At 70.4% G+C, this 25,414-nt stretch carries 14 protein-coding genes and 2 pseudogenes; 4 read left to right on the top strand and 12 right to left on the bottom strand.

Translation table 11 applies throughout. The features are described 5' to 3' along the window. Positions 1 to 19 precede the first annotated feature (19 nt). The 9 genes and pseudogenes from A5694_RS16195 to A5694_RS16155 form a co-directional block, all read right to left on the bottom strand. The gene (locus tag A5694_RS16195) at positions 20 to 1,012 is read right to left on the bottom strand and encodes an NAD-dependent epimerase/dehydratase family protein (RefSeq protein ID WP_064922977.1); all 993 of its coding nucleotides are present in this window, start codon (positions 1,010 to 1,012) and stop codon (positions 20 to 22) included. Continuing rightward, positions 1,012 to 6,351 (bottom strand): non-ribosomal peptide synthetase, encoded by a 5,340-nt coding sequence (locus A5694_RS16190; protein WP_064922975.1) that lies wholly within the window; start codon positions 6,349 to 6,351, stop codon positions 1,012 to 1,014. Before A5694_RS16190 ends, A5694_RS16195 begins: the two co-directional genes overlap by 1 nt. A gap of 3 nt (positions 6,352 to 6,354) precedes the next feature. Beyond that, the gene (locus A5694_RS16185; RefSeq protein ID WP_234786586.1) at positions 6,355 to 13,434 is read right to left on the bottom strand and encodes a type I polyketide synthase; all 7,080 of its coding nucleotides are present in this window, start codon (positions 13,432 to 13,434) and stop codon (positions 6,355 to 6,357) included. A gap of 212 nt (positions 13,435 to 13,646) precedes the next feature. Next, entirely contained in the window at positions 13,647 to 14,330 is a 684-nt protein-coding gene (gene regX, locus A5694_RS16180; protein WP_064922971.1) for a two-component sensory transduction protein RegX, read from the bottom strand. A gap of 182 nt (positions 14,331 to 14,512) precedes the next feature. After that, positions 14,513 to 15,697 (bottom strand): sensor histidine kinase, encoded by a 1,185-nt coding sequence (locus A5694_RS16175; protein ID WP_064922969.1) that lies wholly within the window; start codon positions 15,695 to 15,697, stop codon positions 14,513 to 14,515. Positions 15,698 to 15,826: 129 nt separating this feature from the next. Next, on the bottom strand, positions 15,827 to 16,576 hold the full coding sequence (locus A5694_RS16170; protein ID WP_064922967.1) for a phosphoglyceromutase: 750 nt from the start codon (positions 16,574 to 16,576) through the stop codon (positions 15,827 to 15,829). A 13-nt stretch (positions 16,577 to 16,589) separates the two neighbouring features. Beyond that, the gene (locus A5694_RS16165; protein ID WP_064922965.1) at positions 16,590 to 17,102 is read right to left on the bottom strand and encodes a YbjN domain-containing protein; all 513 of its coding nucleotides are present in this window, start codon (positions 17,100 to 17,102) and stop codon (positions 16,590 to 16,592) included. Continuing rightward, a pseudogene (gene mshA / locus A5694_RS16160) lies at positions 17,099 to 18,435 on the bottom strand (D-inositol-3-phosphate glycosyltransferase). Before mshA ends, A5694_RS16165 begins: the two are co-directional and overlap by 4 nt. 14 nt (positions 18,436 to 18,449) lie before the next feature. Next, positions 18,450 to 19,733, bottom strand: coding sequence for an ROK family protein (locus A5694_RS16155; RefSeq protein WP_064922963.1), 1,284 nt, complete (start codon positions 19,731 to 19,733; stop codon positions 18,450 to 18,452). Positions 19,734 to 19,944: 211 nt separating this feature from the next. Between A5694_RS16155 and A5694_RS16150 the strand changes: the two genes are divergently transcribed. Next, positions 19,945 to 20,718 (top strand): SDR family NAD(P)-dependent oxidoreductase, encoded by a 774-nt coding sequence (locus tag A5694_RS16150; RefSeq protein WP_064922961.1) that lies wholly within the window; start codon positions 19,945 to 19,947, stop codon positions 20,716 to 20,718. A gap of 95 nt (positions 20,719 to 20,813) precedes the next feature. Here A5694_RS16150 and A5694_RS16145 read toward each other — a convergent pair whose 3' ends face one another. Together A5694_RS16145 and A5694_RS16140 are read right to left on the bottom strand one after the other, a co-directional pair. Next, the gene (locus A5694_RS16145; protein ID WP_064922959.1) at positions 20,814 to 22,157 is read right to left on the bottom strand and encodes a L,D-transpeptidase; all 1,344 of its coding nucleotides are present in this window, start codon (positions 22,155 to 22,157) and stop codon (positions 20,814 to 20,816) included. Between the two features lie 5 nt (positions 22,158 to 22,162). Beyond that, positions 22,163 to 23,224 (bottom strand): UDP-N-acetylmuramate dehydrogenase, encoded by a 1,062-nt coding sequence (locus tag A5694_RS16140; protein ID WP_064922957.1) that lies wholly within the window; start codon positions 23,222 to 23,224, stop codon positions 22,163 to 22,165. A gap of 26 nt (positions 23,225 to 23,250) precedes the next feature. On the opposite strand from A5694_RS16140, the gene A5694_RS16135 reads away from it, so the two are divergent. After that, positions 23,251 to 23,757 carry a DUF2505 domain-containing protein gene (locus A5694_RS16135; protein ID WP_064922955.1) on the top strand — a complete coding sequence of 169 codons (507 nt, stop codon included), beginning with the start codon at positions 23,251 to 23,253 and terminating at the stop codon, positions 23,755 to 23,757. A gap of 24 nt (positions 23,758 to 23,781) precedes the next feature. Continuing rightward, the gene (locus A5694_RS16130) at positions 23,782 to 24,606 is read left to right on the top strand and encodes a carbon-nitrogen hydrolase family protein (protein WP_064922953.1); all 825 of its coding nucleotides are present in this window, start codon (positions 23,782 to 23,784) and stop codon (positions 24,604 to 24,606) included. Positions 24,607 to 24,802: 196 nt separating this feature from the next. Here A5694_RS16130 and A5694_RS24710 read toward each other — a convergent pair. After that, positions 24,803 to 25,171: pseudogene (locus A5694_RS24710) on the bottom strand (LmeA family phospholipid-binding protein); the annotation flags it as partial. Between A5694_RS24710 and A5694_RS24705 the strand changes: the two are divergent. Then, positions 25,161 to 25,414: hypothetical protein (locus A5694_RS24705; RefSeq protein WP_234787936.1), on the top strand; the 254-nt coding region annotated here is incomplete at its 3' end. The pseudogene A5694_RS24710 and the gene A5694_RS24705 sit on opposite strands and share 11 nt — an antisense overlap.

Below are 25,414 nucleotides of genomic sequence, written 5' to 3'. Positions count from 1 at the left end.
TCGATGGAGGCGCGTCAGGTCACCCGTCGAGATATCCGTTGTCGCGGTACCACTGGTAGCCGCTGCGCAGCGCGGTGCGGAACGGCGTGAACGGTACGCCGAGTTCGGTGCGGGACTTGGTGGCGTCGCAGTAGATCTCCGCTTTCGACAGCCGCATCTGGTGGGCGCCGATCGGCAGCCGGGGCCCCACGACCGCGCGGGCGACGCTGATCCCGGCCGCCGCCACCGGTATCGTCCAGCGCGGCAGCACGATCGAGGGACCACGGCGTCCGATGACCTCGTTGGCGATCGCGAACGCCTCACGGAACAGCAGGTTTTCCCCTCCCAGGATGTAGCGTTCACCGATCCGGCCCCGTTCGGCCGCGGCGATATGGCCGGCCACCACGTCATCGACCGAGACGAAATTGGTGCCGCCCGGTGCGGCGACCCGCAACCGGCCGCGTTGCGCCTCGACGATCATCGCGCTGGCGATGCGGTTGACGTCGCGCGGTCCGATGACCACCGACGGGTTGACGATCACTGCGGGCAGGCCCGCCGCGACGGCCTCGCGCAATACCGCCTCGGCGAGATGCTTGCTGTGCCCGTAGGGGAATCGGCGCGGACGGATGTTGAACTCATCTGTCTCGACCAGCTCCTGGCCGCGCCGCGGAACGCCCAGGGCGGCAATGGAACTGGTGTAGACGAACCGCTTGACGCCGGCCCGCCGGGCGGCCTCCGCCATGTCGCGGGTGCCGTCGACGTTAGTGCGGTACAGCCGGGTCTGGGTGCGGTAACGCCAGTAGTCCGACACCGCCGCAGTGTGAAATACCCAGTCGCAGTCGGTCATCGCCTCGGTCAGCGCGTCGACACCGTCGAGGACGTCACCGATGCAGGTCTGAAAGTCGAGGCCTTCGAGGGCGGCCATCGGCGAGGTCGCACGTCGCAGCACCCGTACCTCGATGCCGCGATCGAGCAACGCTGCTACCAGGTTCGAGCCGACGAATCCGGTTCCCCCGGTGACGAATGCCCGCATCAGAACCGGTAGGTGGTGCAGCCGACCTCAACGCCGGAACCGACGGCCATGATCAGCGCGACATCGCCCGGCTTGACCAGCCCCCGCCGGCGAACGTCGGCGATCTGATAGGGCAGGGTCGAGGTGAACGGGTCACTGGCGTGGCCCTGCGTCTCCAGGTCGACGAACCGTGACCGGTCCACCCCGATCCGCGCGGCCAGGTCGTCCAGAGCGGCACCGGGCAGATACGGGGGCAACACCAGTGCGATGTCTTCGGGATCCAGCGCCTCGGCCGTCAGCAACTGCTTGACCGCGGACGGCAGGCAGCTCACATAGATCGCCGCCAGGTTTGGGTCGCGATCCACCCGCAGCCACATCCGGCCGTCGCGCTCCTGGGTGTGGGTGGCCAGCGCCCCGCGGTACTCCGGGTGGTGTTCGAAGACGAACCGGCCGAAGCCTTCCCGGCCGGGGCTGGGGCTCAGCATGATCGCCGAACCGGTCTCGGTGATGCCGTTGCGCGGGTAGCCGCTCTGCGGGGTGTTGTTCTCCACCTCGGAAGCCAGCACCATGGCGTGGCCGGTGCGGCCGGCGCCGATCATGCCGGCGGCGACATGGCAGCCGTTGAGGAAACCGACTGCGCCGTTGAGGATGTCGAACGCGAAGGTCTTGGGCGCATCCGCGGACTCCGGCTCGGCGTTGATCCCGACCTCGCCGGCCACCAGGGTGGCGACCGCCGGTTCGCTCAAGAAGTCGTCGCGGTAGATGCCGGTGTGGATCATCAGGCCGACCTGGGAAGAGTCCACTCCGCTGTCGTCCAGGCAGGCCCGGGCGGCGTCGGCGGCGAACGCGATGGAGCTCGGCGGGCCCTGGCCGTCCGGAGCGATGCCGATGCCGTCGATACGTACCCGCGGTGTCGCCGGCAGTTCCCGACGGCCGGCGGACCGTCCGGCGCGGACCGGGCGGCCGGAGTGGCCGGCCGCGGCACGCCGCATCCGGTCGGGAAGGTCGTCGAAGGTATACAGCCCGGTGCCGATGGTCTGGCCGGATCCGGTGATGGACAGCACCACGTTGTCGCCGGAGTTGATCCGGCCGGCGTTGATGTAGTCATACAGCGCGACGAAATGCGTCGTGGTGGCGGTGTTCCCGCGCTCGGCCAGGTTGCAGATGGTGTTGGCCCGACTGGCCGCGCCCGGCCCGAAGACCCGGTTGATGGTCAGGATCGCGTCGTTGATCGACGCCTCGGAGGTCTGGTGCATCAGCAGCTGATCGGCCGTCTCGGGCCGCCAGCCGTGCCGCTGCATCACCGCCGCGACGTAGGGCACCGAGTGCTTCACCGCGATCGCGGTCTGGGTGACCGAGTCGGTGACCATGATGGCGCCGCCGTGCGGGCCGTCGGTGGCCTTGGCGATGCACAGCTTGGCGAACTCGCTGTAGGTGGCCAGGTCGAGGTCGTGGAAGCCGACGCGGTCGCTTGCCCCGAGTTCGAGCACCACCGCCGCGCCGGCATCGCCGACGGTCAGGCAGGCCAGCCGCGGGTCCATCGGCCCGTCGATCTCCTTCTGCGCGGTTTCGGTGATGTGGCTGATGTACTCACCGCTGACCACCAGTGCGTTGCGCACCAAGTGAGTCTTGAGGAAGTCCTGAGCCACGCTGACGCCGGTGAACATGCCCGCGCAGGCGTTGTTGATGTCGAAGCAGACGGCGCCCGTCAGGCCGAGCTGGTCGCGCAGCTGGGAGGCGGTGCTGGGCTCGAAGGTGAACATGTGCTCCGGGCCGTCACACCGGGAGATGTTGCAGGCGATAACCAGGTCGATCTCTTCGGGGGCATAGCTCGACCGGGACAGGCAGTCGCTGATGGCCTTGCGGCCCAGGTCGATCGAGAACTCGTCGACCCCGGCCATCCGGCGGTTCTTGATGCCGGTGAGCCGCTCCAGCGGGATCTTCACCTCGTTGACGCAGTCGGCCAGCACCTGCTCGGTGGAGACCGACTGCGGCGGCAGGTACACGCCGAGGCTTTCGATCACGACGTTGCGTGCCGGACCGGTCTGCACCGGTTTGAGCACTGGCACCGCAACAGGTTTCGGGGCTGCGGGCGCCTGCTGAGCAACCGGGGCGACCGCGGCCGCCCCGGCGGCGTCATCGCGGACCGGGCCGAACTCCTGTGCCAGCTCGGCGATGGTGCCGTAGACGAACAGCGACTCCGGGCGCAGCTCCATACCGAGTTCGCCCGCCCGCACCGCGACCTCCAGGGCCTGGGTGGAAGCCCCGCCGAGAGCGAAGAAGTCGTCGGTGACCCCGACGCGGTCCGCGTCGAGCACGTCGCGCCAGATGGCAGCTAGCGCCTCTTCGGTGCGGTTGCGCGGGGCGACGAACTCCGTTGGCGCGCCATCAAGTTCCGCGTCGAGGGCCAGCAGCGCCCGCCGATCCACCTTGCCACTGGGCGACAGCGGAAGCAGGTCGCCTGCGCGGAACACGGCGGGCACCATTGCCGCGGGGACCAGGTCCAGCAGAAAGCGGCGCAGTTCGGCGGTGCCTGGCGCTGCCGCAACCGGCACGATATGGGCGATCAGCATCGTGTTGCCCGAGGCGTCTTTGCGGGCTACCACAGCGCATTCGGCGATCTCCGGGTGCTTGGCCAGCGCGGCCTCCACCTCGCCGAGCTCGATTCGGAAACCGTTGATCTTCACCTGGTCGTCGCGGCGGCCCAGGTATTCGATGTTGCCGTCCGGACGGTAGCGGGCCAGGTCGCCGGTGCGGTACAGCAGTGCGCCCGGAACAGAACTGAACGGGTCGTCGCCGAATGCGGCGGCGGTGGCCTCGGGCCGGTTCAGGTAGCCGCGGGCCACGCCGACACCGCCGATGCACAGCTCGCCGGGCACCCCCACCGGCACCGGGTTGCCGGCGGCGTCGAGCAGGTGGATCGCGATGTTGGCGATCGGCCGCCCGATCGGGATGATGGGGTCAGAAACCCCGCGCTCACAATGGAAGTGGGTGACGTCGATCGCGGCCTCGGTCGGACCGTAGAGGTTGTACAGCTCGGCGGGCAGCGCGGCGAAGAACGCATCGCGCAGGTCTGCAGTGAGTGCCTCACCGCTGCAGAACACCTGCCGCAGGCCGGTGCAGGACGCCGCCTCGGGTTCCGCTAGGAATCGGCGAAGCATCGACGGCACGAAATGCATTGTGGTGACGCGCTCTTCGATGATGGTGCGGGCCAGGTAGCCGGCGTCCTTGTGGCCCTCGGGTTTGGCGATCACCACCCGGGCACCGACGATCAGCGGCCAGAAGATCTCCCAGACGAACGGGTCGAAGTTGATCGGTGTCTTGTGCAGCACCCGGTCGTCGGCAGTCAGCGGGTAGGCGTCCTGCATCCAGGCCAGCCGGTTGCGGATGCCGGCGTGGCTGTTCAGCGCCCCCTTGGGTGCGCCGGTGGAACCGGAGGTGTACATCAGGTAGGCCAGGTCAGCCGAGCCGGCGTCGGGGGCCGAATCCTGTTCCGCGGGCGGCGTCTGATCCAGGCAGAGCCGGGCACCGGTGAAACCCGTTGGTACGTGGGTCAGGTGCTTTCGGTGGGTGACGCAGACCGGCGCATCGGGCACGTCGGCGAGCATCGCCTCCATCCGCCCGGTCGGCTGGGCGGGATCCAACGGCAGGAAGGCGCCCCCGGCCTTGAGCACACCGAGCAGTGCGATTACCAGGTCTTCGGAACGCTCCAGCAGCACCGGGACCACGGCAGCGTCGGCACCGACTCCGAGCTGACGCAGCCGGTGCGCCAGCCCATTGGCCCGCCGGTCCAGTTCGCCATAGCTGAGCTCGCGGCCGTCGTAGCTCACCGCGACGGCGTCGGGTGTGCCCGCCGCGGCGGCGGCCACCATCTCGTGCAGACCGGCCGGGACATCCGGGTAGTCGACCCGGGTTTGGTTCCAGGACTGCAGCTTTGCGCGCTCGCCGTCGGTGAGCAGCGGCAGCTGCGACACCTTGGTGTTCGGGTCAGCGGCGATCCCGGCCAGCAGCAGGCTGAAGCGCTGCGCCATCGTCGCCATGGTCGCGGCGTCGAACAGGTCGGTGTTGTACTGCAGCGCGACCTCAAGCCGATCCTCGTGCTCGCCGACCTGCATGGTGATGTCGAACGGTGAGCCGCCCTGCCCGATGTGCAGAGTTTCCAGCGACAGCACGCCATCACCCGCACCGGCGCCGTCTTCGAACAGCCGGACCTGCTGCCAGGCGAACGACACCTGGAACAGCGGGGTGCGTCCGGCATCACGGACCGGCCGCAGCCGCTCGACGAGCAGCGGCAGCGGATACTCTTGGTGCGCGATCGCGCCCAGCACGGTGTCTTTGACCTGACCCAGCAGCGCAGCGAAACTCGGGTCGTCGCGCACATCGACGCGCAACGGCAGCGGGTTGGTGACGTAGCCGACCATGCCCATCAGGCCGGCCCGGTCGCGGCACGCGAACGGCGAGCCGATGATCAGGTCGTCCTGGCCGCTGTAGCGGTGCAGCAGCACCGCGTAGGCGGCCAGCAGGGTCATGTAGGGCGTCGCGCCAACGCTGCGCCCCGCCTGTTTGAGGCCGGCGGTCACCTGGGCGTCGATGCTGAACCGGTGCAGCGCACCGGCGTAGGTCTGCACGGCCGGCCGCGGCCGATCGGTGGGCAACGCCAGCGTCGGCAACTCGCCGCTGAACTTCTCCCGCCAGTACTGCCAGAGCTGTTCGCCTGCGGGCCCGGCCAACATCCGGTTCTGCTGCTCGGCGTAGTCGACGTATCGGTCCGCGGTCAGCTCAGGTGCCGGGGCGCCGTGTTCATGCGCGTACAGCGCGCGCAGCTCGTCGAGGATGATGTCGATGGACCAGAAGTCGACGGCGATGTGGTGCACGGTCAGCAGCAGCACGTGATCGGCGGGGCGCTCTAATAGGGTCAGCCGCAGAACGGGCCCGGTGCTCAGGTCGAACGGCCGGTCCGTCTGCGTGCGGATCCACTGCTCGAGCTCGGCCGGGTCCGCACCGATGCGATGAGTGGCGATTCGCACCGGCCAGTGCGGGTGCACCAGCCCGACCGGCTGGCCGTCCCGCTCGGTGTAGGTGGTCCGCAACATCGGGTGCCGGTCCACCAGGGCCTGGGCGGCCCGCTCTAGGGCCGGCACGTCGAGCTGCCCGCTGATGCGTCCGGCGTAGGCGACGGTGTAGGCGGCGCTGGCGGGCGCGAGCCGGTGCACGAACCACATCGACCGCTGCCCGTAGGACAGCTCGTGTTCGGACGCCGCGTTCTGCGCTTTGGCCAACAGCAACTGGGCCAGCAGTTCACGCTTGCGCTCCGGCGACAGCGTGGAGATGTCGATGGGCGCCTCGGGTCGCTCCGTCACGGGCTAACCCCCGTCCTTGACGTGCTCACCGTCGGCGATCATCTTCGCCAGCAGTGCATCCACGGCGTCGTCGGAGAGATCGGACACTTGTGACAGCAGTTCCATCTCCTGCACCGGCGCCGCCGGAACGTCTTGCTGGGCAACGGTTTCGGGCACCACAGACCGTTCCGCCCCGGTGCCCAGCTGCGCACTGAGCCAGCCCGACAGGCTGACCACGCTCGGCCCATCCAACAGCCGGGCAACAGGAACGACGACCCCGAGTTCGCGTTCCACCTGGATGCGAAGCTCCAGGGTGATCAGCGAGTCCACTCCGAGACTGTTCAGCGGCGCCGCCACGTCCAGGACGGCCGGGGCCAGGCCCAGCTTGCCGGCGACCAGATCACGCAGGTAGGTCTCCAGCAGCCGCTGGCGTTCCTGCGGATCGGCGGCCTGCACCGCTTCGAACAGACCGCTTCCGGTCGCTGCCTCGGCCGGGCCGTCCGACACCTGCAGGTCGCGCAGCAACGGCGACTGCGCGCTGGGACGCCAGCGCGCCCAGTCGATGTCGAGCACCATGACCTGCGGCGCTCCCCCGCCGGAGCCGGCCAGCAGGTTCGCCAGCGCTGCGAAGTAGTCCTGCGCCGGCATGCCTTCCACGCCGTAGTGGGAGAAGTGCCGGTGCAGTTCGGAGTTGGTGAACATGCCCAACCCCGCCCACGGGCCGAAGTTGACGCTGAGCGCGGGCTGCCCGGCCGCGCGGCGGTGCCAGGCCAGCGCGTCCAGGAAGGCGTTCGCGGCCCCGTAGTTGGCGGCCCCCGGCGAACCCAGCACCGAGGCGGCCGAGGAGAACAGCACGAAGAAGTCCAACTGCGCATCGGCGGTCAGCGTGTGCAGGTTCCAGGCGCCCTGCACCTTGGGCGCCATCACCTCCCGCAGCTTCGGTGCGTCCAGGCGCGCCAGGATCGCGTCGTCGACGGTGCCGGCGGCGTGCACCACGCCGCGCAGCGGCGGCATCGACGCGCCGATGGCGGCGAGCACCGCAGCAACGTCGTCGGCCTTGGTGACATCGCCCTGGACGACCGTCACCTGCGCTCCGGCCGCGCGCAGCCCGTCCAGCGTCGCCTCCGCCGTCGCCGACGGGGCGCTGCGGCCCATCAGGACCAGGTGGCGCGCACCGCGCTCGACCAGCCAGCCGGCGACCTCGCCGCCGACCGCGCCGAGACCACCGGTGACCAGGTAGGTGGCGTCAGCGGAGAGCGCGAATTCGCCCGGCTGCCCGGCCCGGTAGGGCTCCAGGCGCGCCACGTAGCGCCGGTGGCCGCGCAGCGCCACGTCGGTCTCACGGTTGTCCGCCCAGATCTCGCTGAACAACCCGCGCAGTTCTTCGGGGCCGCCGTCGGTCGACAGATCGATTCCGGTGGCGCGCAGCTCCGGGTGCTCGTGGTCGATGCTGCGGCCCAACCCCCAGACCGGGGCCTGCCCGACCGACACGACGGCGGATTCGGCGCCGTCGTCCCAGCCGGCCGGCTGCGCCCCGCGGGTCACCCACCACAACCGCGGCGACTCCAGCCAGCCGGCCACCGTCAGCGCCTGGATCAGATGCACCACGCTCAGCGACCCCAGCGTCGTCGCCGTCTCCAGCGACTCGGTGTCGGCCAGCAGGTTCCACAGGTGCAGCACGCCGCGGCACGGCGGCCGGTCACCGCCGAACGCCGCGCGCAGCAGCTCGCCGAAGTGTTCGGGACGGCCCGGGTCGATGCGGTAGCTGTCGGCGCTCACCCGCTCGATCTCGGCGAGCCCGACGACCGGCTCCACCAGCACACAGGACTGGGCGTGGGCCTCGAGGTGGTCGCGCAGCGTGTCGGCCACCGGGCCGTCGGACAGGATCAGCCAGCTGCCAGGTTCCCCGGAGCGGCCCTCCCCGTCGGCCGCCAGCGACGCCGGCCGCCAGCGCAGCCGGTAGCTGTGCTCGGCCGGGTCCGCGGGGGCGGTGGTGATGGCCGGCGCGCCGGAGGGGCCGGTGACGATGCTGCCGGTGGCCAGCAGGGACCAGTCGGTACCGGCGGCGCTGCCGTAACACTCGAACGCGTCGTCGGTCAGGGCGAACTGCACGGTGCGTGCCTCGACCGGACCGGCACACAGGTTCAGCGCACCGACCGACCGGCTGCCCGGGCCGAAGGCCAGCTCGACCGCTTGGCCGGCGAGCTCACCGAGTTGCTCGGCCGACAGCGCCCCGGTGGTCACGTCGATCTCGGTGAGCACGGTGTTCTGGGTGGCCGACCGGATGGGCCCGCGCCAGCCGTTCCCACCGGCGCCGCTGTAGCGCGGCGCGGCGATGGACCCGGCGTCCAGCCAGGAGTGCACCCGCTGCCAGGGGTAGGTGGGGGCCGGGACGCACCGGCTGCCCTCGGGGTAGACCTGCTCCCAGGCCACCGGGTGTCCCAGGGTGTAGAGAGTGCCCAGGGAGCCGAGCATGGTCGAGCGGCCCCGGAAACCGTCGTCGTCGCGGCGCATCGACGGCAGCAGGGTGGCGCTGCGATGCAGGTGTTCGGCATCTTCGCGGGCCCCGGTCAGCAGGATCGGGTGCGGGCTGAGCTCGACGAACGTGTCGTGCCCGGTCTCCAGCAGCCGCCGCAGCGCCGGCGAGAACCGCACCGGCGAACACAGGTTCGCCACCCAGTAGTCGGCGTCGAGCAGCGTGGCGCCCACCAGCTCCCCGGTGACCGTCGAGTACATCGGCACCGTCGGCGCGGTCGGCTTGAGCTTGACCAGGCTGCCCCGCAGGCCGGCGGCGAGGGCCGCCATCTGCGGGCTGTGCGAGGCGACGTCGACCTCGATCCACCGGCAGAACCGGTCCCGCTGGGTCAGTTTGGCCATCAGCTCTTCGAGCACCGGGCGCTCCCCGGCAAGCACCGTCGAGCGGTGGCTGTTGCTGGCGGCGATGGCGACCTCGCGCTCGTGACCGGCGATGAGCTCCTGCGCTTCGGCCATCGTGGTCTCGGTGACCATCATCGCCCCGCGACCGCGCACGCCGCGGAGCATGCGGGCGCGAGCGCAGATCACCCGCGCGGCGTCTTCCAGGCTCAGTGCTCCGGCCACGTGGGCGGCCGCCACCTCGCCGAGGCTGTGGCCGACCACCGCGGCCGGCTCGACGCCCCAAGAACGCCACAACGCCGCCAGCGCCACCTGAATCGCGAAGATCGTGGGCTGCAGGATGCCGATGTCGGTGAGCCTGGATTCGTCCTCACCCCGCGCCAGCTCCTCGAGGATCGAGTGCCCCAGGTGCGGGAACAGGGCCTGATCGCAGGAGGCCAGGGCGTCGGCGAAGACGGGCTCATCGGCCTGCAGCTGCTGGGCCATGCCGTGCCATTGCGAGCCCTGTCCGGAGAAGATGAACGTCACGCCGGGGCCGGGCCGACTCGGCGCGCAGTGCCCGACCGACAGGCCCGGCCGCGACTCACCCAGGCGGTAGGCCGACAACGACTCGAACAGCGCCGCTGGGGAGTCACCGACCACCGCAAGCCGGTAGTCATGGTGGCCGCGCCGGGCACCGGCGGTGTAGCACAGGTCCGTCAGGAAACGTCCGCCGTCCAGACCACCGGAAAACAGCGCCATCTCGTACTCGCCGACCAGCGCGGTCAGTGCCTCCGGGGACCGGGCGGACAGCGCCAGCAGCTCGGCGCGCCGCGGCGCGGCGTCGTCGGAATAGGGGTCCGGGTGGCTGCTACGCACCTGCGGGGCCTCGGTGAGCACCACGTGGGCGTTGGTGCCGCCGAAGCCGAACGAGCTCACCCCGGCGACGGCGCGGCTGCCCGCCGGCCACGGCGTCAGCGTCTGCACCACTTCCAGCGGCAGGCGGTCGAAGCCGATGTGCGGGTTGGGTTCGGTGTAGTTCAGGCTGGCCGGGATGGCCCGATGCTGCAGCGACAGCGCCACTTTGATCAGGCCGGCGATGCCGGCCGCCGCCTCCAGGTGGCCGATGTTGGTCTTGACCGAACCCACCAGGCAGCGACTGCCCTGCGGGCGGCCCTCGGCCAGCACGGCGCCCAGCGCGTTGGCCTCGATGGCGTCGCCGATCGACGTCCCGGTGCCGTGCGCCTCGATGTATTGGACCGCACCGGCGGGCAGGCCCGCCCGACGGAACGCCTCGGTGAGCACGCTCTCCTGGGCCCGGCCGCTGGGCGCGATCAGCCCGTTGGTGCGGCCATCGGAGTTGGTGGCGCTGCCCCGGATCACCGCGTAGATCGGGTCGCGATCCTCCAGCGCCTTACTCAGCGGCTTGAGCACCACCACACCGGCGCCCTCGCCGCGCACATAGCCGTCGGCGTCGGCGTCGAACGTCTTGCAGCGGCCGTCGGGGGCCATCACCCGGGCCTTGGAAAAGTTGATCGCCAGGGCCGGCGACAGGATCACGTTCACACCGGCGGCCAGCGCCATGTCGCACTCACCGTCGCGCAGGCTGCGGCAGGCCAGGTCGACGGCGACCAGCGACGACGAACAGGCGGTGTCGACCGACAGGCTCGGCCCGTGGAAATCGAAGGTATAGGACAGCCGGTTGGCGGCGATGCTCAGGGCGTTGCCGGTGCCGGTGTAGGCGTCGACGAGCTGGGGCTGGCCCAGCCGCAGGAAGCCGTAGTCGTTGGTGGAGATCCCGACGAACACCCCGGTGTGGCTGCCGGCCAGGGCGTCGGGCACCTGCCCGGCGTCCTCGAGGGCCTCCCACGCCACCTCGAGCAGCAGCCGCTGCTGTGGGTCCATCTGCGCCGACTCGCGCGGCGAGATGCCGAAGAACTGGAAGTCGAACTGGTCGACCTGACCCAGGAACCCGCCGCGGCGGGTGACCGCGGTGCCCGGCACCGACGGGTCGGGGCTGTAGAACGCGTCGACGTCCCAGCGGTCGGCCGGGACCTCGCTGGTGGCGTCCACCGCGCCGGACAGCAGCCGCCAGAACTCCTCGGGGCCGTCGGCGCCCGGGAACCGGCAACCGATTCCGACGATCGCGATCGGCTCGTCGGCGGCGCGCCGTTCGGGATGTTGGAGGGTCTGCTCGGCGGCCGGCGTTTTCGCGGCGGCGCGGGCCAGGTGCGCCGACAGGATGTCGATCGACGGGTATTCGTAGGCGATGGTCGGGGCCAGCTCGCAGCCCAGCCACTGTTCCAGGGCGGTCGACAGGCGCACCGCGTGGATGGAGTCCAAGCCGTAGTAGGCGAACGGCTTGGCCGGGTCCACCTCGGCGACCGGAAGCTCGAGTTCCTGCGACAACCGGTCGACGAGCCAGGCGCTGATCTCCGCTGCGCTGCGTGTGCCCGCTGCTGCCTCGGCCACCGGCACCGGGGTGGGTTCGGGTGCGGCCGGCGCCGGCGGCTGGGCCGCGGGCTCGGGCGCGGCCGGGGGCCAGGCCGCCACCACCGGCAGCGCGCCGTCGAGATAGCGCTGCTTGCAGGCGCTGCGCTGGATCTTGCCGCTGGAGGTCGTCGGCAGCTGCAGCGGCTGCACCAGCACGACCGCGTAGGTGCGAACCGAGTGGTTCTCGGTGACCGCGGTCCGGATGACCTGCATGGCCGCGTCGGCCTGCTCCCCGCCCAAGCGGCTCGGGTCCACCTCTTGCACCACAACCAGTTGCTCGGCCGCGCCCGGCTCCGGGGCGATCGAGAACACCGCCCCGCGGCCGCGCAGCAGCGCCGGGTTGGTGTTCTGGACGGTCAGTTCGATGTCGTTGGGGTAGTGGTTGGTGCCCCGGATGATGATCAGGTCTTTACGGCGGCCGGTGACGAACAGCTCGCCGGAATGGATGAACCCCAGGTCTCCGGTGCGCAGGAACGGACCCTCACCGCTGTCGGACAGCGTGGCGGCGAACGTCTCGGCGGACAGTTCCGGGGCCCCCCAGTAGCCGTGGGCGACGCTTCCCCCGGCCACCCAGATCTCGCCGACGCGATCGGCGGCGCATTCCCGGCGGGTCTCCGGGTCGACGATGATCACCCGCTGACCACCGCGCGGCTTGCCGCAGCCGACCAGCGGTGCGACGTTGGGATCGTCGGCGGAGACGCCGACAACCCGGTTGTCGCCCAGGGCGACCCGGTCGACGTTATGCACCACCGGCAGCGGCGAGTCCGATCCGCCGGAGACCAGCAAGGTGCCCTCGGCCAGCCCGTAGACCGGATAGAACGACTCGGCCCGGAAACCCGCGGGCGCGAACGCCTCGGCGAACCCCGCCAAGGTGGCGGTGCGCACCGGTTCGGCGCCGCACAGCGCCACCGTCCAGTTGGACAGGTCCAGCGCCGCGCGCTCCTGCGGGCTGGACAGCTCCACGCACATGTCGAAGGCGAAGTTCGGTGCGGCGGTGATCATGGCGCGGTGCCGCGAGATCGCCTCCAGCCACCGCATCGGCCGCTTGATGAAGGCCGTGGGCGGCATCAGGATCGAATGCCCCCCGACGTACAGGGTCTCGAGCAGGCCGCCGATCAGCCCCATGTCGTGGTACGGCGGGAGCCAGAACACGCCGGTCACATGCGGCATGTCGGTGTTGGCGTCCCAGGCTTCGGCAATGGTCTTCAGGTTGTGCACCAGGTTGCCGTGGGTCAGCACGACGCCCTTGGGCGCGCTGGTGGACCCGGAGGTGTACTGCAGCATCGCGATGCTGTCGCCGTCGATCTGCGGCGCCACCCAGGCCGCCTCGGTGCCGGGCGGGTAGGAGTCGGTGATCGACCACTGCAGCGCCTGCCCGCCGGGCAGCCCGTCGATGGCGGGCTTGATTCTGGGCTCGATCTCGGCGGTGGTGAGGGCGAAGCCAGGCTGGACGTCGGCGATGATCGACTCGACACGCGGGAGAAGGTGCTCGCGCATCGGTGGGTGCACGGGGATCGCGATCGCACCGGCGTACAAGCAGCCGAAGAAGCTGGCGATGAAGTCCAGGCCCGGCGGGCACAGCACCAGCACCCGCTCTCCGGTGGCCCCCTGGCGCTGCAGGTCGGCGGCGATCTGGCGGGCGCGCAGGTCCAGCTGCCGGTAGCTGACCTGGCTGGTTTCGTGCTCGTCGCCGTCACGGGAGAAGGTGAACGCCGGCCGGTCGCCGCGCAGCCCGGCACGCTGCGTCAGCAGGTCCACCAACGTGCGGAGGGTATGCACCGTTTCGTCCGGCCCGCTCATCGATCGCGTCTCCCGTATGGCTAACGAAAATTGGTTTTAGATTGGGCCCAAGCGTCCGTAGGCAACCTTCATTAAGGCTACATTAAGAACGAGGACGTCAATTCCGTGATTTTCGGCGACGACGACCGCAACGAGCAAGTTAGGTCACCCATCAGCCACCGGCTGCGGGCTCAGCCCTCCAGCTTGTATCCGAGGCCGCGCACGGTAACCAGGTGCACCGGGTTGGCCGGATCGGCCTCGATCTTGGACCGGAGTCGTTTGACGTGGACATCCAGGGTTTTGGTGTCGCCGACGTAGTCGGCGCCCCACACCCGGTCGATCAGCTGGCCGCGGGTGAGCACCCGGCCGGTGTTGCGCATCAGGTATTCCAGCAGGTCGAACTCCTTGAGCGGCAAGGTGATCTGCTCACCGTTGACCATGACCACATGCCGTTCGACGTCCATGCGGACGGGGCCGGATTCCAGTACGCCCTCGCCCACGCCGCCCTCGTCGTCGCCGCCGCGGCGCAGCACCGCGCGGATCCGGGCGATCAGTTCGCGGGCCGAATACGGCTTGGTCACGTAGTCGTCGGCACCGAGCTCCAGCCCGACGACCTTGTCGATCTCGCTGTCGCGGGCAGTGACCATAATCACCGGCACGCTGGAGCGGGCCCGCAGCGCCTTGCAGACGTCGGTGCCCGACATCCCCGGAAGCATCAGGTCCAGCAGGACGATGTCGGCGCCGGCCCGGTCGAACTCGGCCAGGGCCGCGGTTCCGTCGGTGACCACGGTCGCCTCGAACCCCTCTTTGCGCAGCAGGAACGCCAGCGGATCGGCCAGCGACTCCTCGTCCTCAACGATCAACACGTGTGTCATCGCTGCTGCTCCTCCTCATCGCTCCGCACGCTCCGCTCTGCATCGTCGACAGCAGATGTCATCGCTGCTGCTCCTCCTCATCGCTCCGCACGCTCCGCTCTGCATCGTCGACAGCAGGTGTCATCGCTGCTGCTCCTCCTCATCGCTCCGCACGCTCCGCTCTGCATCGTCGACAGCAGATGTCATCGCTGCTCTTCATCCCTTCGCTCCGAATCGGCTTGGTAGGCGGGAATTGCCAGAGTGAACGTCGAACCGGTGCCCGGCTGGCTCCACAGCGTGATGGTGCCGTTGTGGTTGGCCGCCACGTGCTTGACGATCGCCAACCCGAGCCCGCTGCCACCGGTGGCCCGCGAGCGCGCCTTGTCACTGCGGAAGAACCGCTCGAAGACCCGCTGTTGGTCCTTGCGCGCGATTCCGATGCCGCGGTCGGTGACCGCGATCTCCACGAAACCGTCCCGGCTGCGGCGACTGATCGACACCGGCGAGCCGTGCGGTGAGTAGGCGATCGCGTTCGACACCAGGTTAGCCAGCGCGGTGACCAGCAGCGGCTCGTCGCCGAGCACCCGAAAGCCGCTCGGGGCGTCGGTGGTGATGGTGATCTCCGCGTTGTCGGCGGCCACCTTGTGCCGGGAGATCGCCTCGTTGACCACGCTGTCGACGTCCACGGCGCCCAGGTCCGGCAGCGGATCGGCGCCCTGCAGCCGGGACAGCTCGATCAGCTCGCCGATCATGCTGGCCAGCCGGTTCGCCTCCAGCAGCACCTTCTCCGCGAACGGGCGGACCGCCTCGGGGTCGTCGGCTGAGGCCAGCAGTGCCTCGGCGAGCAGGCCCATCGCCCCGACCGGCGTTTTGAGTTCGTGGCTGACGTTGGCCACGAAGTCGCGCCGGCTGGCTTCCATTCGGGCCTGTTCGGATTGATCGTCGACGATCACCACCGCAAACCGGCGATCCTCGTCGGACAGCAACCGGGCGTACCCGCGCACCGCCGACAGTTCTGATCGGGTAGCCCCGGCCGCCCGCTTGGCCGCCGAGAGGTCGAACACCACCTCTTCTTCACCGGCCAGGGCCCGCTGTGCGGCCTCCCAGGCGACATCGTCGAGCAGCCGGTCATGCACCAGCCCCAACTCGGAGGCGCGCTCGTTGAGGTAGACGACATCGCGGTGGGTGTCGACGACGGCGATCCCCAACGAGGCATGCGCGACGATCCGCTGCAGCATCTGCGAGACGGTGATCCCCGCCCGTTCGGTGACCACCCGGCGGCGCCGCTCGGCCAGCCGCGGCGCCAGCCAGAAACCAGCCGCCACGCCGGCCGCGAGCGCCGGTAGTGCCGACACCGCAGCGAGCGTCAGCGCCGAGGTCGCAGCCACGGCAAAATCGTACGCAGTTTGACCGCCCTATCTGACCAGCGCTCGACCACGACGTGCGCCGAGTGTGAATTCAGGGGGAAGATTTCACCCCGTTTCCACCCGGAATTCACACTGGAGGGCCAGCTAGGGCTACTTGGCGCCCTGGCTGGCCACCGCAGCGGCCCCCGCTGCGGCTGCCTCGGGGTCCAGGTACACACCGCCGGCGACCTGCGGACGTAGGTCGGCGTCCAGGTCATAACGCAGCGGGATGCCGGTGGGGATGTTCAAGCCAACCACCTCGTCGTCGGTCATCCGATCGAGGTACTTCACCAGCGCCCGCAACGAGTTGCCGTGCGCCGCGATCAGCACCGTCTTGCCGCACCGCAGGTCCGGGATGACGACGTCGGTGTAGTACGGCAGGAAGCGCGCCACCACGTCGGCCAGGCACTCGGTCAGCGGGCCGCCGCCGATGTCGGCGTAGCGGGCGTCGGTGTCCTGGCTGTAGCGGCTGCCGGCCTCGATCGGCGGCGGCGGGGTGTCGTAGCTGCGCCGCCACGTCATGAACTGGTCATCGCCGTAGCGGGCCTTGGTTGCGGCCTTGTCCAGACCCTGCAGCGCGCCGTAGTGGCGTTCGTTGAGCCGCCAGGTGCGCCGGACCGGGATCCAGTGCCGGTCGGCGGCGTCCAGCGCCAGGTTCGCGGTGGTGATCGCCCGCCGCAGCAGCGAGGTGTAGGCCACGTCCGGCAGCAGGTCGTGCTCGACAAGCAGCTGACCGGCGCGGACCGCCTCGGCGCGGCCCTTGTCGGTGAGGTTGACATCCATCCAGCCGGTGAACTGGTTGCTGGCGTTCCATTCGCTCTCTCCGTGGCGCAGCAGCACCAGCGTGGCAGTGTCAGACATGGGCGTCAGTGTCTCAGTCGTCGTCCTTGTCAATCAAATGCTCGAAGGCCCGCAGGTTCTTCAGCGACTGCCCGGTGGACACCCGCCACTCCCATTCCTTCTGGATGGAGGAGGCAAATCCCAACTCCAGCAACGTGTTGAAGTCGAAGTCGACGGCTTCGAGCACCTGCCCGAGCACCCGGTCGATCTCCTCGGCGGTCACCGACGCCAGCGCCATCCGGCCGATGAGGTAGATGTCGCCGACGTTGTCGAGGGTGTAGGCCACCCCGTAGAGCCGGCGGTTGCGCTTGAGCAGATACCGGTACACCCCGGCATGGTTCTCGTCGGGTTTGCGGCAGACGAACGCCTCGACGCGCACCGAGTGCTCGCCCACGCTGAGCATGGTGTTGGTCTTGAGCTTGCGCTCGCCCGGCAACTCGACGACCAGACCCGGCAGCCCGCCGTGCGCGCCCGGGAACTCCGAGTAGGTCAGCTCGGCCGCCTTGAGGGTGTCCTCGATGAGCTGACGGACGTCGTCGGGGTTCACGCCCGCGCCCCGCGTCGCGCCGGCCAGCGCCGGGGCCGCCGCGCCGACCCGACCACCCGCATCCGCGCCCCGCGGGCCGCGGCGAAGTCCTCGATCGCGCTGGTGTAACTGCTCAGCTGGGCATCCACGGTGCGCTCCCAGGAGAACGTCGCCGCGTGGGCGGCGGCGGCCCGCCGCATCGCCCAGCCGCGGGGCCCGGAGCCCAGGCGCAGCAGGTCGTCGATGGCGGTCGCCCATGCCTCGATGCCGTGTCCGGCCACCAGCTTCCCGGTCACCCCGTCGCGCACCGCCACCGGCAGCCCGCCGACGGCCGCGGCGACCACCGGCGTTCCGCAGGCCTGCGCCTCCAGAGCTACTAGGCCGAACGATTCGGAGTAGCTCGGCACCGCCACCAAATCGGCCGCCCGGAACAGGGTGGCCAGCTCCTCCCGGGACTGCGGCGGCAAGAACGTCACCCGGTCGCTGATACCCAGTTCGCCGGCCAGCCGAACCAGGCCGCCGGGAGCGGCCAGCCCGCTGCTGCCCGACGGCCCCCCGGCCACCACCACGCGCACCCCGGGCAGCTTGGCGACGGCCCGCAGCAGGACGTCGGGCGCCTTGAGTGGCTGGATGCGGCCGACGAAGGCCACGATCGGCTCGTCGGGCGACAGGCCCAGGCCGGCCCGGGCCTGCTGCTTGTCGCCCGGGCGGAAGACCTCCAGGTCGACGCCCGGGTGGGCCACATCGATGCGGCCGCGGTCGGCGCCGTGCAGCGCGACGAGTTGGCGCGCTTCGTCGTCGGTGTTGACGATCAGCCGGTCCGCCTCGTCGACGACCTGCTGTTCGCCGACCGTGCGCAGCGGCGGTTCGGGGGTGTCACCGGCGGCCAGGGCGGCGTTTTTGACCCCGGCCAGGGTGTGCGCGGTGTGCACCAGCGGCACCGCCCACCGATCCGCGGCCAGCCAGCCGACCTGGCCGGAGAGCCAGTAGTGCGAATGCACCACGTCGTAGTAGCCGGGCTCATGGGCGGCCTCGGCGCGCAGCACCCCGGCGGCGAACGCGCACAGCTGGGTGGGCAGATCGTTCTTGTCCAGGCCTTCGAACGGCCCGGCCACCACGTTGCGCACCAGCACACCGGGTGCGACGTGTTGCACCGGCGGATCGGCCGAGGACGTGGCGCGGGTGAAGACCTCCACGGCCACCCCGCGGCGGGCCAGGTGCAGCGCGCTCTGCAGCACATAGACGTTCATGCCGCCGGCATCGCCGGTGCCGGGCTGGGCCAGCGGCGAGGTGTGAACCGACAGCACCGCTACCCGGCGCACATCGGATCCGACGCCACTCGCCACCCCGCCATCTTTACAGGTCCGGTCAGGCCGACACTTCCGGGACCGCTCGGGCCACCGACCCGCGGGAGCGGCGCATCGCCCCGACCGGATCGGCGTAGAGCCCGCCCAGCGACACCGTGCCGGCGCCGGCCTCCTGGACCCGGTTGCCGAATGCGGTGACCCGGATCGTGCGCCCGGCCAGCACCGAACGCTCCGCGAACGCCCGCTCCACCTCGGCCATGCCCTCCGGGTATTCGGTGAAGCCCTGGCCGCCGACCACCAGGTCGTCGGGGTTGAGCACGTCCCGCAGCAGCGCCACCGCTTCGCCGAGCACCCGGGCGCGTTCGGTGAGCAGCGCGCCGGCCCGTTCGTTGCCGGCCCGGGCCTCGCGCACCAGGCCGGTCACCGCCGCCGATGCCGCGCCGCTGCCGTCCGGCAGAATCCGCAGCCGACGGGCGGCGGCCAGCACCGCCTCGTCGCTGACGGTGGATTCCAGCTGTCCAGAGCCGCCGAGCAGGTCCGAGGACACCGGCAGGCCGGCGATGGTGCCGGGACCGCTGGTCGGGCTGTGCACCCGCCCGCCGATCACCAGGGCGTAGCCGACCGTCTCCCGGGCGTAGACGTAGAGGCTGGTGGAGCTGCCGGCCACCGGCCGGCGCACCCCCAGCAGCAGTTCGGCACCGGCCATCGCGTCGACGTGGGAGGCCACCGACACCGGCAGCCGCAGCTCCTCGGCCAGCACCGGCCCGACCGGGGCGGCGGTCCAGCCCAGTCGGGGGTGGTCGACGTGGCCAGTGCTGCTGTCGACGGCGCCGCCGGTCGCCACCCCGACCCACAGCGGCCGGCGCTTCTGCCAGCGGGTCAGATACCGGCTGGCGCTGGCGGCCAGCGAGGCCAGCGCCGGCGCCGCCCCGTTGGCCGGGGTGGGTGTCTCGACGACGTCGAGGGTGCGTCCGAGCAGGTCGGTGGCCACGATGCTGGTGGTTTTGGCCCCGATGTGCAGACCCAGAACCAGGAACGGCTCGTGGTTGACCACCACCGGCCGCCGCGGGCGCCCGATCGCGCCGGAGGTCGCCAGATCCGCGCGCTCCAGCAGCAGACCCGCCTGCAGCAGCGCGCTGACCTGGCGGTTGACCGTGGCCACACTCAGCGAGGTGGCGCCGGCGATGGCTTCCCGGGCGATCGGGCCGCGCTGGCGCACCGCGGCGAAGACGGCGGCGCCGGCGGTCTCGGGCAGCTGCAGTGACGGCGGCACGACGCGCGGGTGCGCGCGGAGAGCGCCGTTGCGGTGAGTGGAGCGGTGGGTGGTGAGAGAGGTGGTGCGCACGCTGTGTCCTTGTCTGGAAAGTCCGAATGGGGCCTGGCCGCAGCTACGACCCGGCGAACTCTCCGATCAGGGAGCGCTATTCGCAGCAGGTCAAGCGCGGCAACATGCGCAGCGACAACAGGCGCCGTCGGCGAGGAGACAGACCGCTGTCAGATAGCGGGCACTGCGGTACATAACGGAGAAATGTATCACGGTCACTAAAGTTGGGTCGATGACGACACCTGCGCAGCATCAGCGCACCGGGCAACCGGTCGCCGTGGTCACCGGGGCCAGCTCGGGTATCGGCGAGGCGACCGCGAGAACCCTTGCCGGGCAAGGCTTTCACGTGATCGCCGTGGCTCGCCGCGCCGACCGGATCTCCGCACTGGCCCGCGAGATCGGCGGCACCGCCGTCGTGGCGGACGTCACCGACGCCGCCGCGGTCGCGGCGCTGGCCGAAACCTGCGACCGGGTCGCCGATTCGATACATGTGCTGGTCAACAACGCCGGCGGGGCCAAGGGCCTGGCTCCGGTCGGCGAGGCCGACCTTGAGCACTGGCGGTGGATGTGGGAGACCAACGTGCTGGGCACGCTGCAGGTGACCCGTGCGCTGCTGCCGAAGCTGATTGCCTCCGGTGACGGCCTGGTCGTCACTGTGACCTCGATCGCGGCGTTCGAGATCTATGACGGCGGCGCCGGTTACACGTCGGCCAAGCACGCCCAGAGCGCGCTGCACCGCACGCTGCGCGGCGAGCTGTTGGGAAAACCGGTGCGGCTCACCGAGATCGCGCCCGGCATGGTGGACACCGAGTTCTCTCTGGTGCGCTTCGACGGTGACCGCGAGCGCTCCGACGCCGTCTATGCCGGACTGACTCCGTTGACGGCGGCCGACATCGCCGAGGTGATCGGGTTCGTCGCTTCCCGGCCCCCGCACGTCGACCTGGACCAGATCGTGATCCGCCCCCGCGACCAGGCCAGCGCCACGCGGGCTAACCGCCGGGTTTGATGCGGCGGTCCAGCTTCGGCTCTCCTTCGTCGAGCTTCGCTAACCGCCGGGTTTGATGCGGCGGTCCAGCTTCGGCTCTCCTTCGTCGAGCTTCGCTAACCGCCGGATCGTGTAGCGCTCGGCGACGGCGTCGTCGGGGTGCCCGAGAGCGTCGGCGCGTCGGTCGGGGTGGCCGGCGCGGTGCTGGGCAGCGAGGTCCGGGGCGACGGCGGCGCCGACGAGTCCGCTTGCACGGCCGACATGGACCGCCAGGTGTCCCAGTCCACCGCCCAGTCCCAGATGTCGCCGTCGGCGTAGGACAGTTCGATCGAGCTGCCGGTCACCTCAACCGGGTCGCCGTAGATCGCGCTGTGGAAGTACTGCTCGGCGTCCTCGGTCGACAAGTTGATGCAGCCGTTGGTGACGTTGGTGTTGCCCTGGGCACCGGAGCTGGCCGGGTTGGCGTGGATGAATTCGCCGTTGTTGGAGATGCGGACCGCCCAGCGCTCGTGGATGTTGCTGTAGCCGGCGGCCGGGTTGGACATGTAGAAGTCGGCGTACTTCTCGCTGACCACATGGATGCCGTTGCGGGTGATGTTGCGCGGCTTGTCGGCCTGGCCGTAGCTGCACGGGAAGTCCATGATCACGCCTTCGTCGCGGATCACCTGGATGCGGTGCGAGGAGACTTCGGCCTTCACCACCTGCCGGCGCCCGATCGAGAATTCCAGCGACATGTCCTGGGCGCCGTAGGCGCCGTCACCGAAGGCCAGGCCGTACAGCTTGGCGTCGACGCGAACGGTGGTTCCGGCCGGGAAGTAGTCGCGGCTACGCCAGTGCACCCGGGCGCCCTGCACCTCATCGGGCAGCCAGGCCCAACCGCCCTCCACCGGTGGTTCGGTGGTGACGGTCAGCGCCGCCTCGACGGCCGCCTTGTCCGCGATCGGCGCGTCGAACTGCAGGATCACCGGCGCCGCGACACCGACGGTCTGCCCGTCGGCCAGCTGAAATCCACCATCGATCACGGTGGTGGGTGTGACCGTGGTGACGGTGCCGGCGACCGGCACGGCGTTGCCGTCGTGTCCCACCACCGAGCCGCTCCAGGTGTAGACGGCGTCGTAGCCCAGCGGCTCGGTGACGGTGTAGCGGGTGCGGTCCCGGTTGAACGTCCCGGACAGCACCTTGCCGGCCGGGCTGGTCAGCGCCACCCGCTGAAACCAGCCGTCGGTGACGGTGACGGCGACTTCGGCGGTGGGCAACACGTCGGTCTGGCCGACCGGGGGCTCGAAGTTCAGGGCGGGCGCGGCCGGCGGCGCCTTGTCGGCGCTCTTGCCGGCGCGGCTGGAGCAGCCCGCCAACGCCTGCGGCGCCAGCACCCCGGCCGCCAGCGCGGCCAGAGCCCTTCGCCGGTTCAGGTTCACGGCATCCCAAGATACCGGCCGGTGTGGGTGACCACCTGCGATGTTCGTTACAGCGTGCAGCCCACCAGCACCGGTTCGGGGTGCAAGGTGATGCCGAACGCCGCGCGCACCCCGTCGCGCACAGTGCGCGCCAGCGCCAGCACGTCGGCGGTGGTGGCGCCGCCCCGGTTGGTCAGCGCCAGCGCATGCTTGGTCGATAACCGGGCGACCGCGTGCCCGTCGCTTGGATAGCCCTTACCGAAGCCGGACCGCTCCACCAGCCAGCCGGCCGCCAGCTTCACACCGCCGGCAGCGTCCCAGTGCGGCACCGGACCATCCTCCCGGTCGGCGATCTCCCGGTAGAGACCGTGCGGCACAACCGGATTGGTGAAGAACGAGCCCACACTCCAGGTGTCGTGATCATCGGCGTCGAGCACCATGCCCTTGGCTGAGCGCAGCGTGAGCACTGCGGCGCGCACCGCGGCCGGGTCGGCGCGGTCGCCGTCGGAGGCCTGCAATGCAGTGGCCAGTTCACCGTAGCGCAGCGGCGCGCTGCGCCCGGCGGGGTCCAGGGCGAATTCCACCTCCAACACCACGGCCGCATCCGAGTACTTCAGCACGCTGGTGCGGTAGCCGAAGCCCAACTCCGCACCCGATACCCAGCGCACGGTGCCAGTGCGACGGTCCAGCAGCCGCACCCGGGTCAAGGTGTCGGCGACCTCCGCGCCGTACGCCCCGACGTTCTGTACCGGGGTCGCCCCGGCCGAACCGGGAATGCCCGACAGGCACTCCAGCCCGCCCAGGCCCGCGGCGACCGCACGGGCGACCACGTCGTCCCAGATCGCGCCGGCCTGGGCCCGCAGCAGGTTGCCGTCGATCTCGATGCCGTCGTTGGCCAGCAGTACCACGGTCAGGTCGGCCAGGTCGTCGGCGATCACCACGTTGGAGCCACCCGACAGCAGCAGCGGGCGGACCCCGGCCCGGTCGAGTTCACCCACGGTGGCCACGATCTGCTCGGCGTCGGCGCAGGTGATGACCCGCTGGGCGACCGGCCCGACCCGCAACGTGGTCAACGGCGCCAGCGGCACCGCCTCGGCGACACGCGCGCCCGCGAACTCGGAACCCGCCACGGCCGGTAACGGTAGCCTGACCAGCTATGCCGCGTACATTCACGCTGTCCGAGCACTATCCGGCAAGCGTCGAGCAGGTGTATGCCGCATTCGCCGACGAGCAATACTGGCTGGCCAGGCTGGCCGATTCGGGCGCCGACACCGCCACCCTGGACGCGATGAGCGTCGGGACCGACGGCGGTGTCGACGTCGCCACCACCCAGGGCATTCACCGCGACAAGCTGCCGGCGCTGGCCGCCCAGTTCCATCCCGGCGACCTGGAGGTGGCACGCCACGAGCGGTGGCGTCCGATCCGCGACGGGCGGGCACACGCCGAGGTCACCGGCAAGATCGTCGGCGCCCCGGCCAAGCTGTCCGGGGATGCGGTGCTCGAACCGGCGGCCGGCGGCTGCGCGCTGCGCCTGACCGCGACGGTGCAGGTCGACATCCCGCTGGTGGGCGGCAAGATCGAGAACTTCATCGGCAGCCAGCTGACCGAGCTGATGACCGCCGAGCAACGGTTCACCTCGATGTGGCTGCAGCAGGGCGGTTAACCGACGCCGGATTAGTCTGAACCCATGCGGATTGCGTTGGCGCAGATCCTCAGCGGCACCGACCCGGCCGACAACCTGCAGCTGGTGGCCGATTACACCGAGCGGGCCGCGGCCCAGGGCGCCCAGCTGGTGGTGTTCCCGGAGGCCGCCATGTGCCGGTTCGGGGTGCCGCTGGGCCCGGTCGCCGAACCGCTCGACGGGCCATGGGCGGATCGGGTGCGGCAGATCGCGGCGCAGCACAACATCACCGTCGTCGCGGGCATGTTCACCCCGGCCGACGACGCGCGGGTGCGAAACACCCTGCTGGCAGCCGGGCCCGCAGCCGAGGCGCACTACCACAAGATCCATCTGTATGACGCGTTCGGCTTCACCGAATCCCGTACCGTCGCACCAGGATTCGATCCGGTGGTGATCGATGTCGACGGCGTCGGTGTCGGTTTGTCCACCTGCTATGACATCCGGTTCCCGAAGCTGTACACCGAGCTGGCCGACCGCGGCGCCCAGCTGATCGCGGTGTGCGCCTCGTGGGGCGCCGGGCCGGGCAAGTTGCGGCAGTGGGAACTGCTGGCCTGCGCGCGGGCGCTGGACTCGACGAGCTACCTCCTCGCCGCCGGGCAGGCCGAACCCGGTGGCCCCGACCCGGCGAACTCGTCGGGTGCACCGACTGGGGTCGGCCACAGCCTGGTCGCCTCACCGTGGGGTGAGGTGCTGGCAGCGGCCGGCCCGCAACCGCAGCTGCTGGTCTGCGACCTCGACCTCGACGCGGTCGCCACCGCCCGCCGAACGCTGGCGGTGTTGAGCAATCGTGCGGACTTTGTTCAGGTCGGTAAGGCAGAATCGCGCGGGTGAGCAATCCGCCCGGACCTTCCCACGGCGACCAGTCACCTTGGGCGCGCCCCACCGGCCAGCCCGACCAGCCCACCGAGGGCATCACGCCACCTCGGCCGGAGCCGTCCGCGTCGCCGACCCGGCAGATGCCGGTCAGCGGCCCGCACCGCGACGAGCCGACCACCCGGATTCCCAGCCCACCCGCGGCTCCCGCGCCGTCGACCACCTCCGGCTTGACCACCACGGTGGCCAGGCCGAACGCCCCATTGAGTTCGACGGTGCCGTCCTTGGCGTTGGTCTTCAGATCCGAGACCAGGTTGCCCAGGATCGGCACCATCGACTGGACGGTCTCCTTGATGCCGGCCGCCGGCCAGGTCAAGGTGGCGTCCAGGGCGCCGATGGTGCCCTTGGAGTCACCGGTGCCGTGCAGATCGACGTCGGAGATGTTCAGGTCTGCGGTCATCTGCTGGGCGTCTTTGACCTGGTTGCCCGCGGTGTGGATGGAGATGTTGGTGTAGTTGCCGGTGAAGTGCTGCCACAGGAACGGCGGCGTCACCCCAAACGACACTTTGGCCTTGTCGTGCACCACGCATTCGGTGGCCTTGGCCACCTTGTTGTCGGCGATCCGGCGGGCGATCAGCTCGGCGCCGATCAAACCGGCCAGCGCCAGCGCGATCACCGTGACGAAGATCAGCACCAGGGCCAGCGGGTCCCGCAGCACCGAGGCCGACCGCGCCCGGGTGGGCGGGGCTTCGATCACGGTGGTGGGTGCCACCGTGGTGACGGTGCCGGCGACCGGCACGGCGTTGCCGTCGTGTCCCACCACCGA

This window comes from Mycolicibacter sinensis (genome assembly GCF_001667945.1).
Lineage (GTDB): Bacteria > Actinomycetota > Actinomycetes > Mycobacteriales > Mycobacteriaceae > Mycobacterium > Mycobacterium sinense_B.
This window is presented reverse-complemented; position numbering and strand designations above follow the sequence as displayed.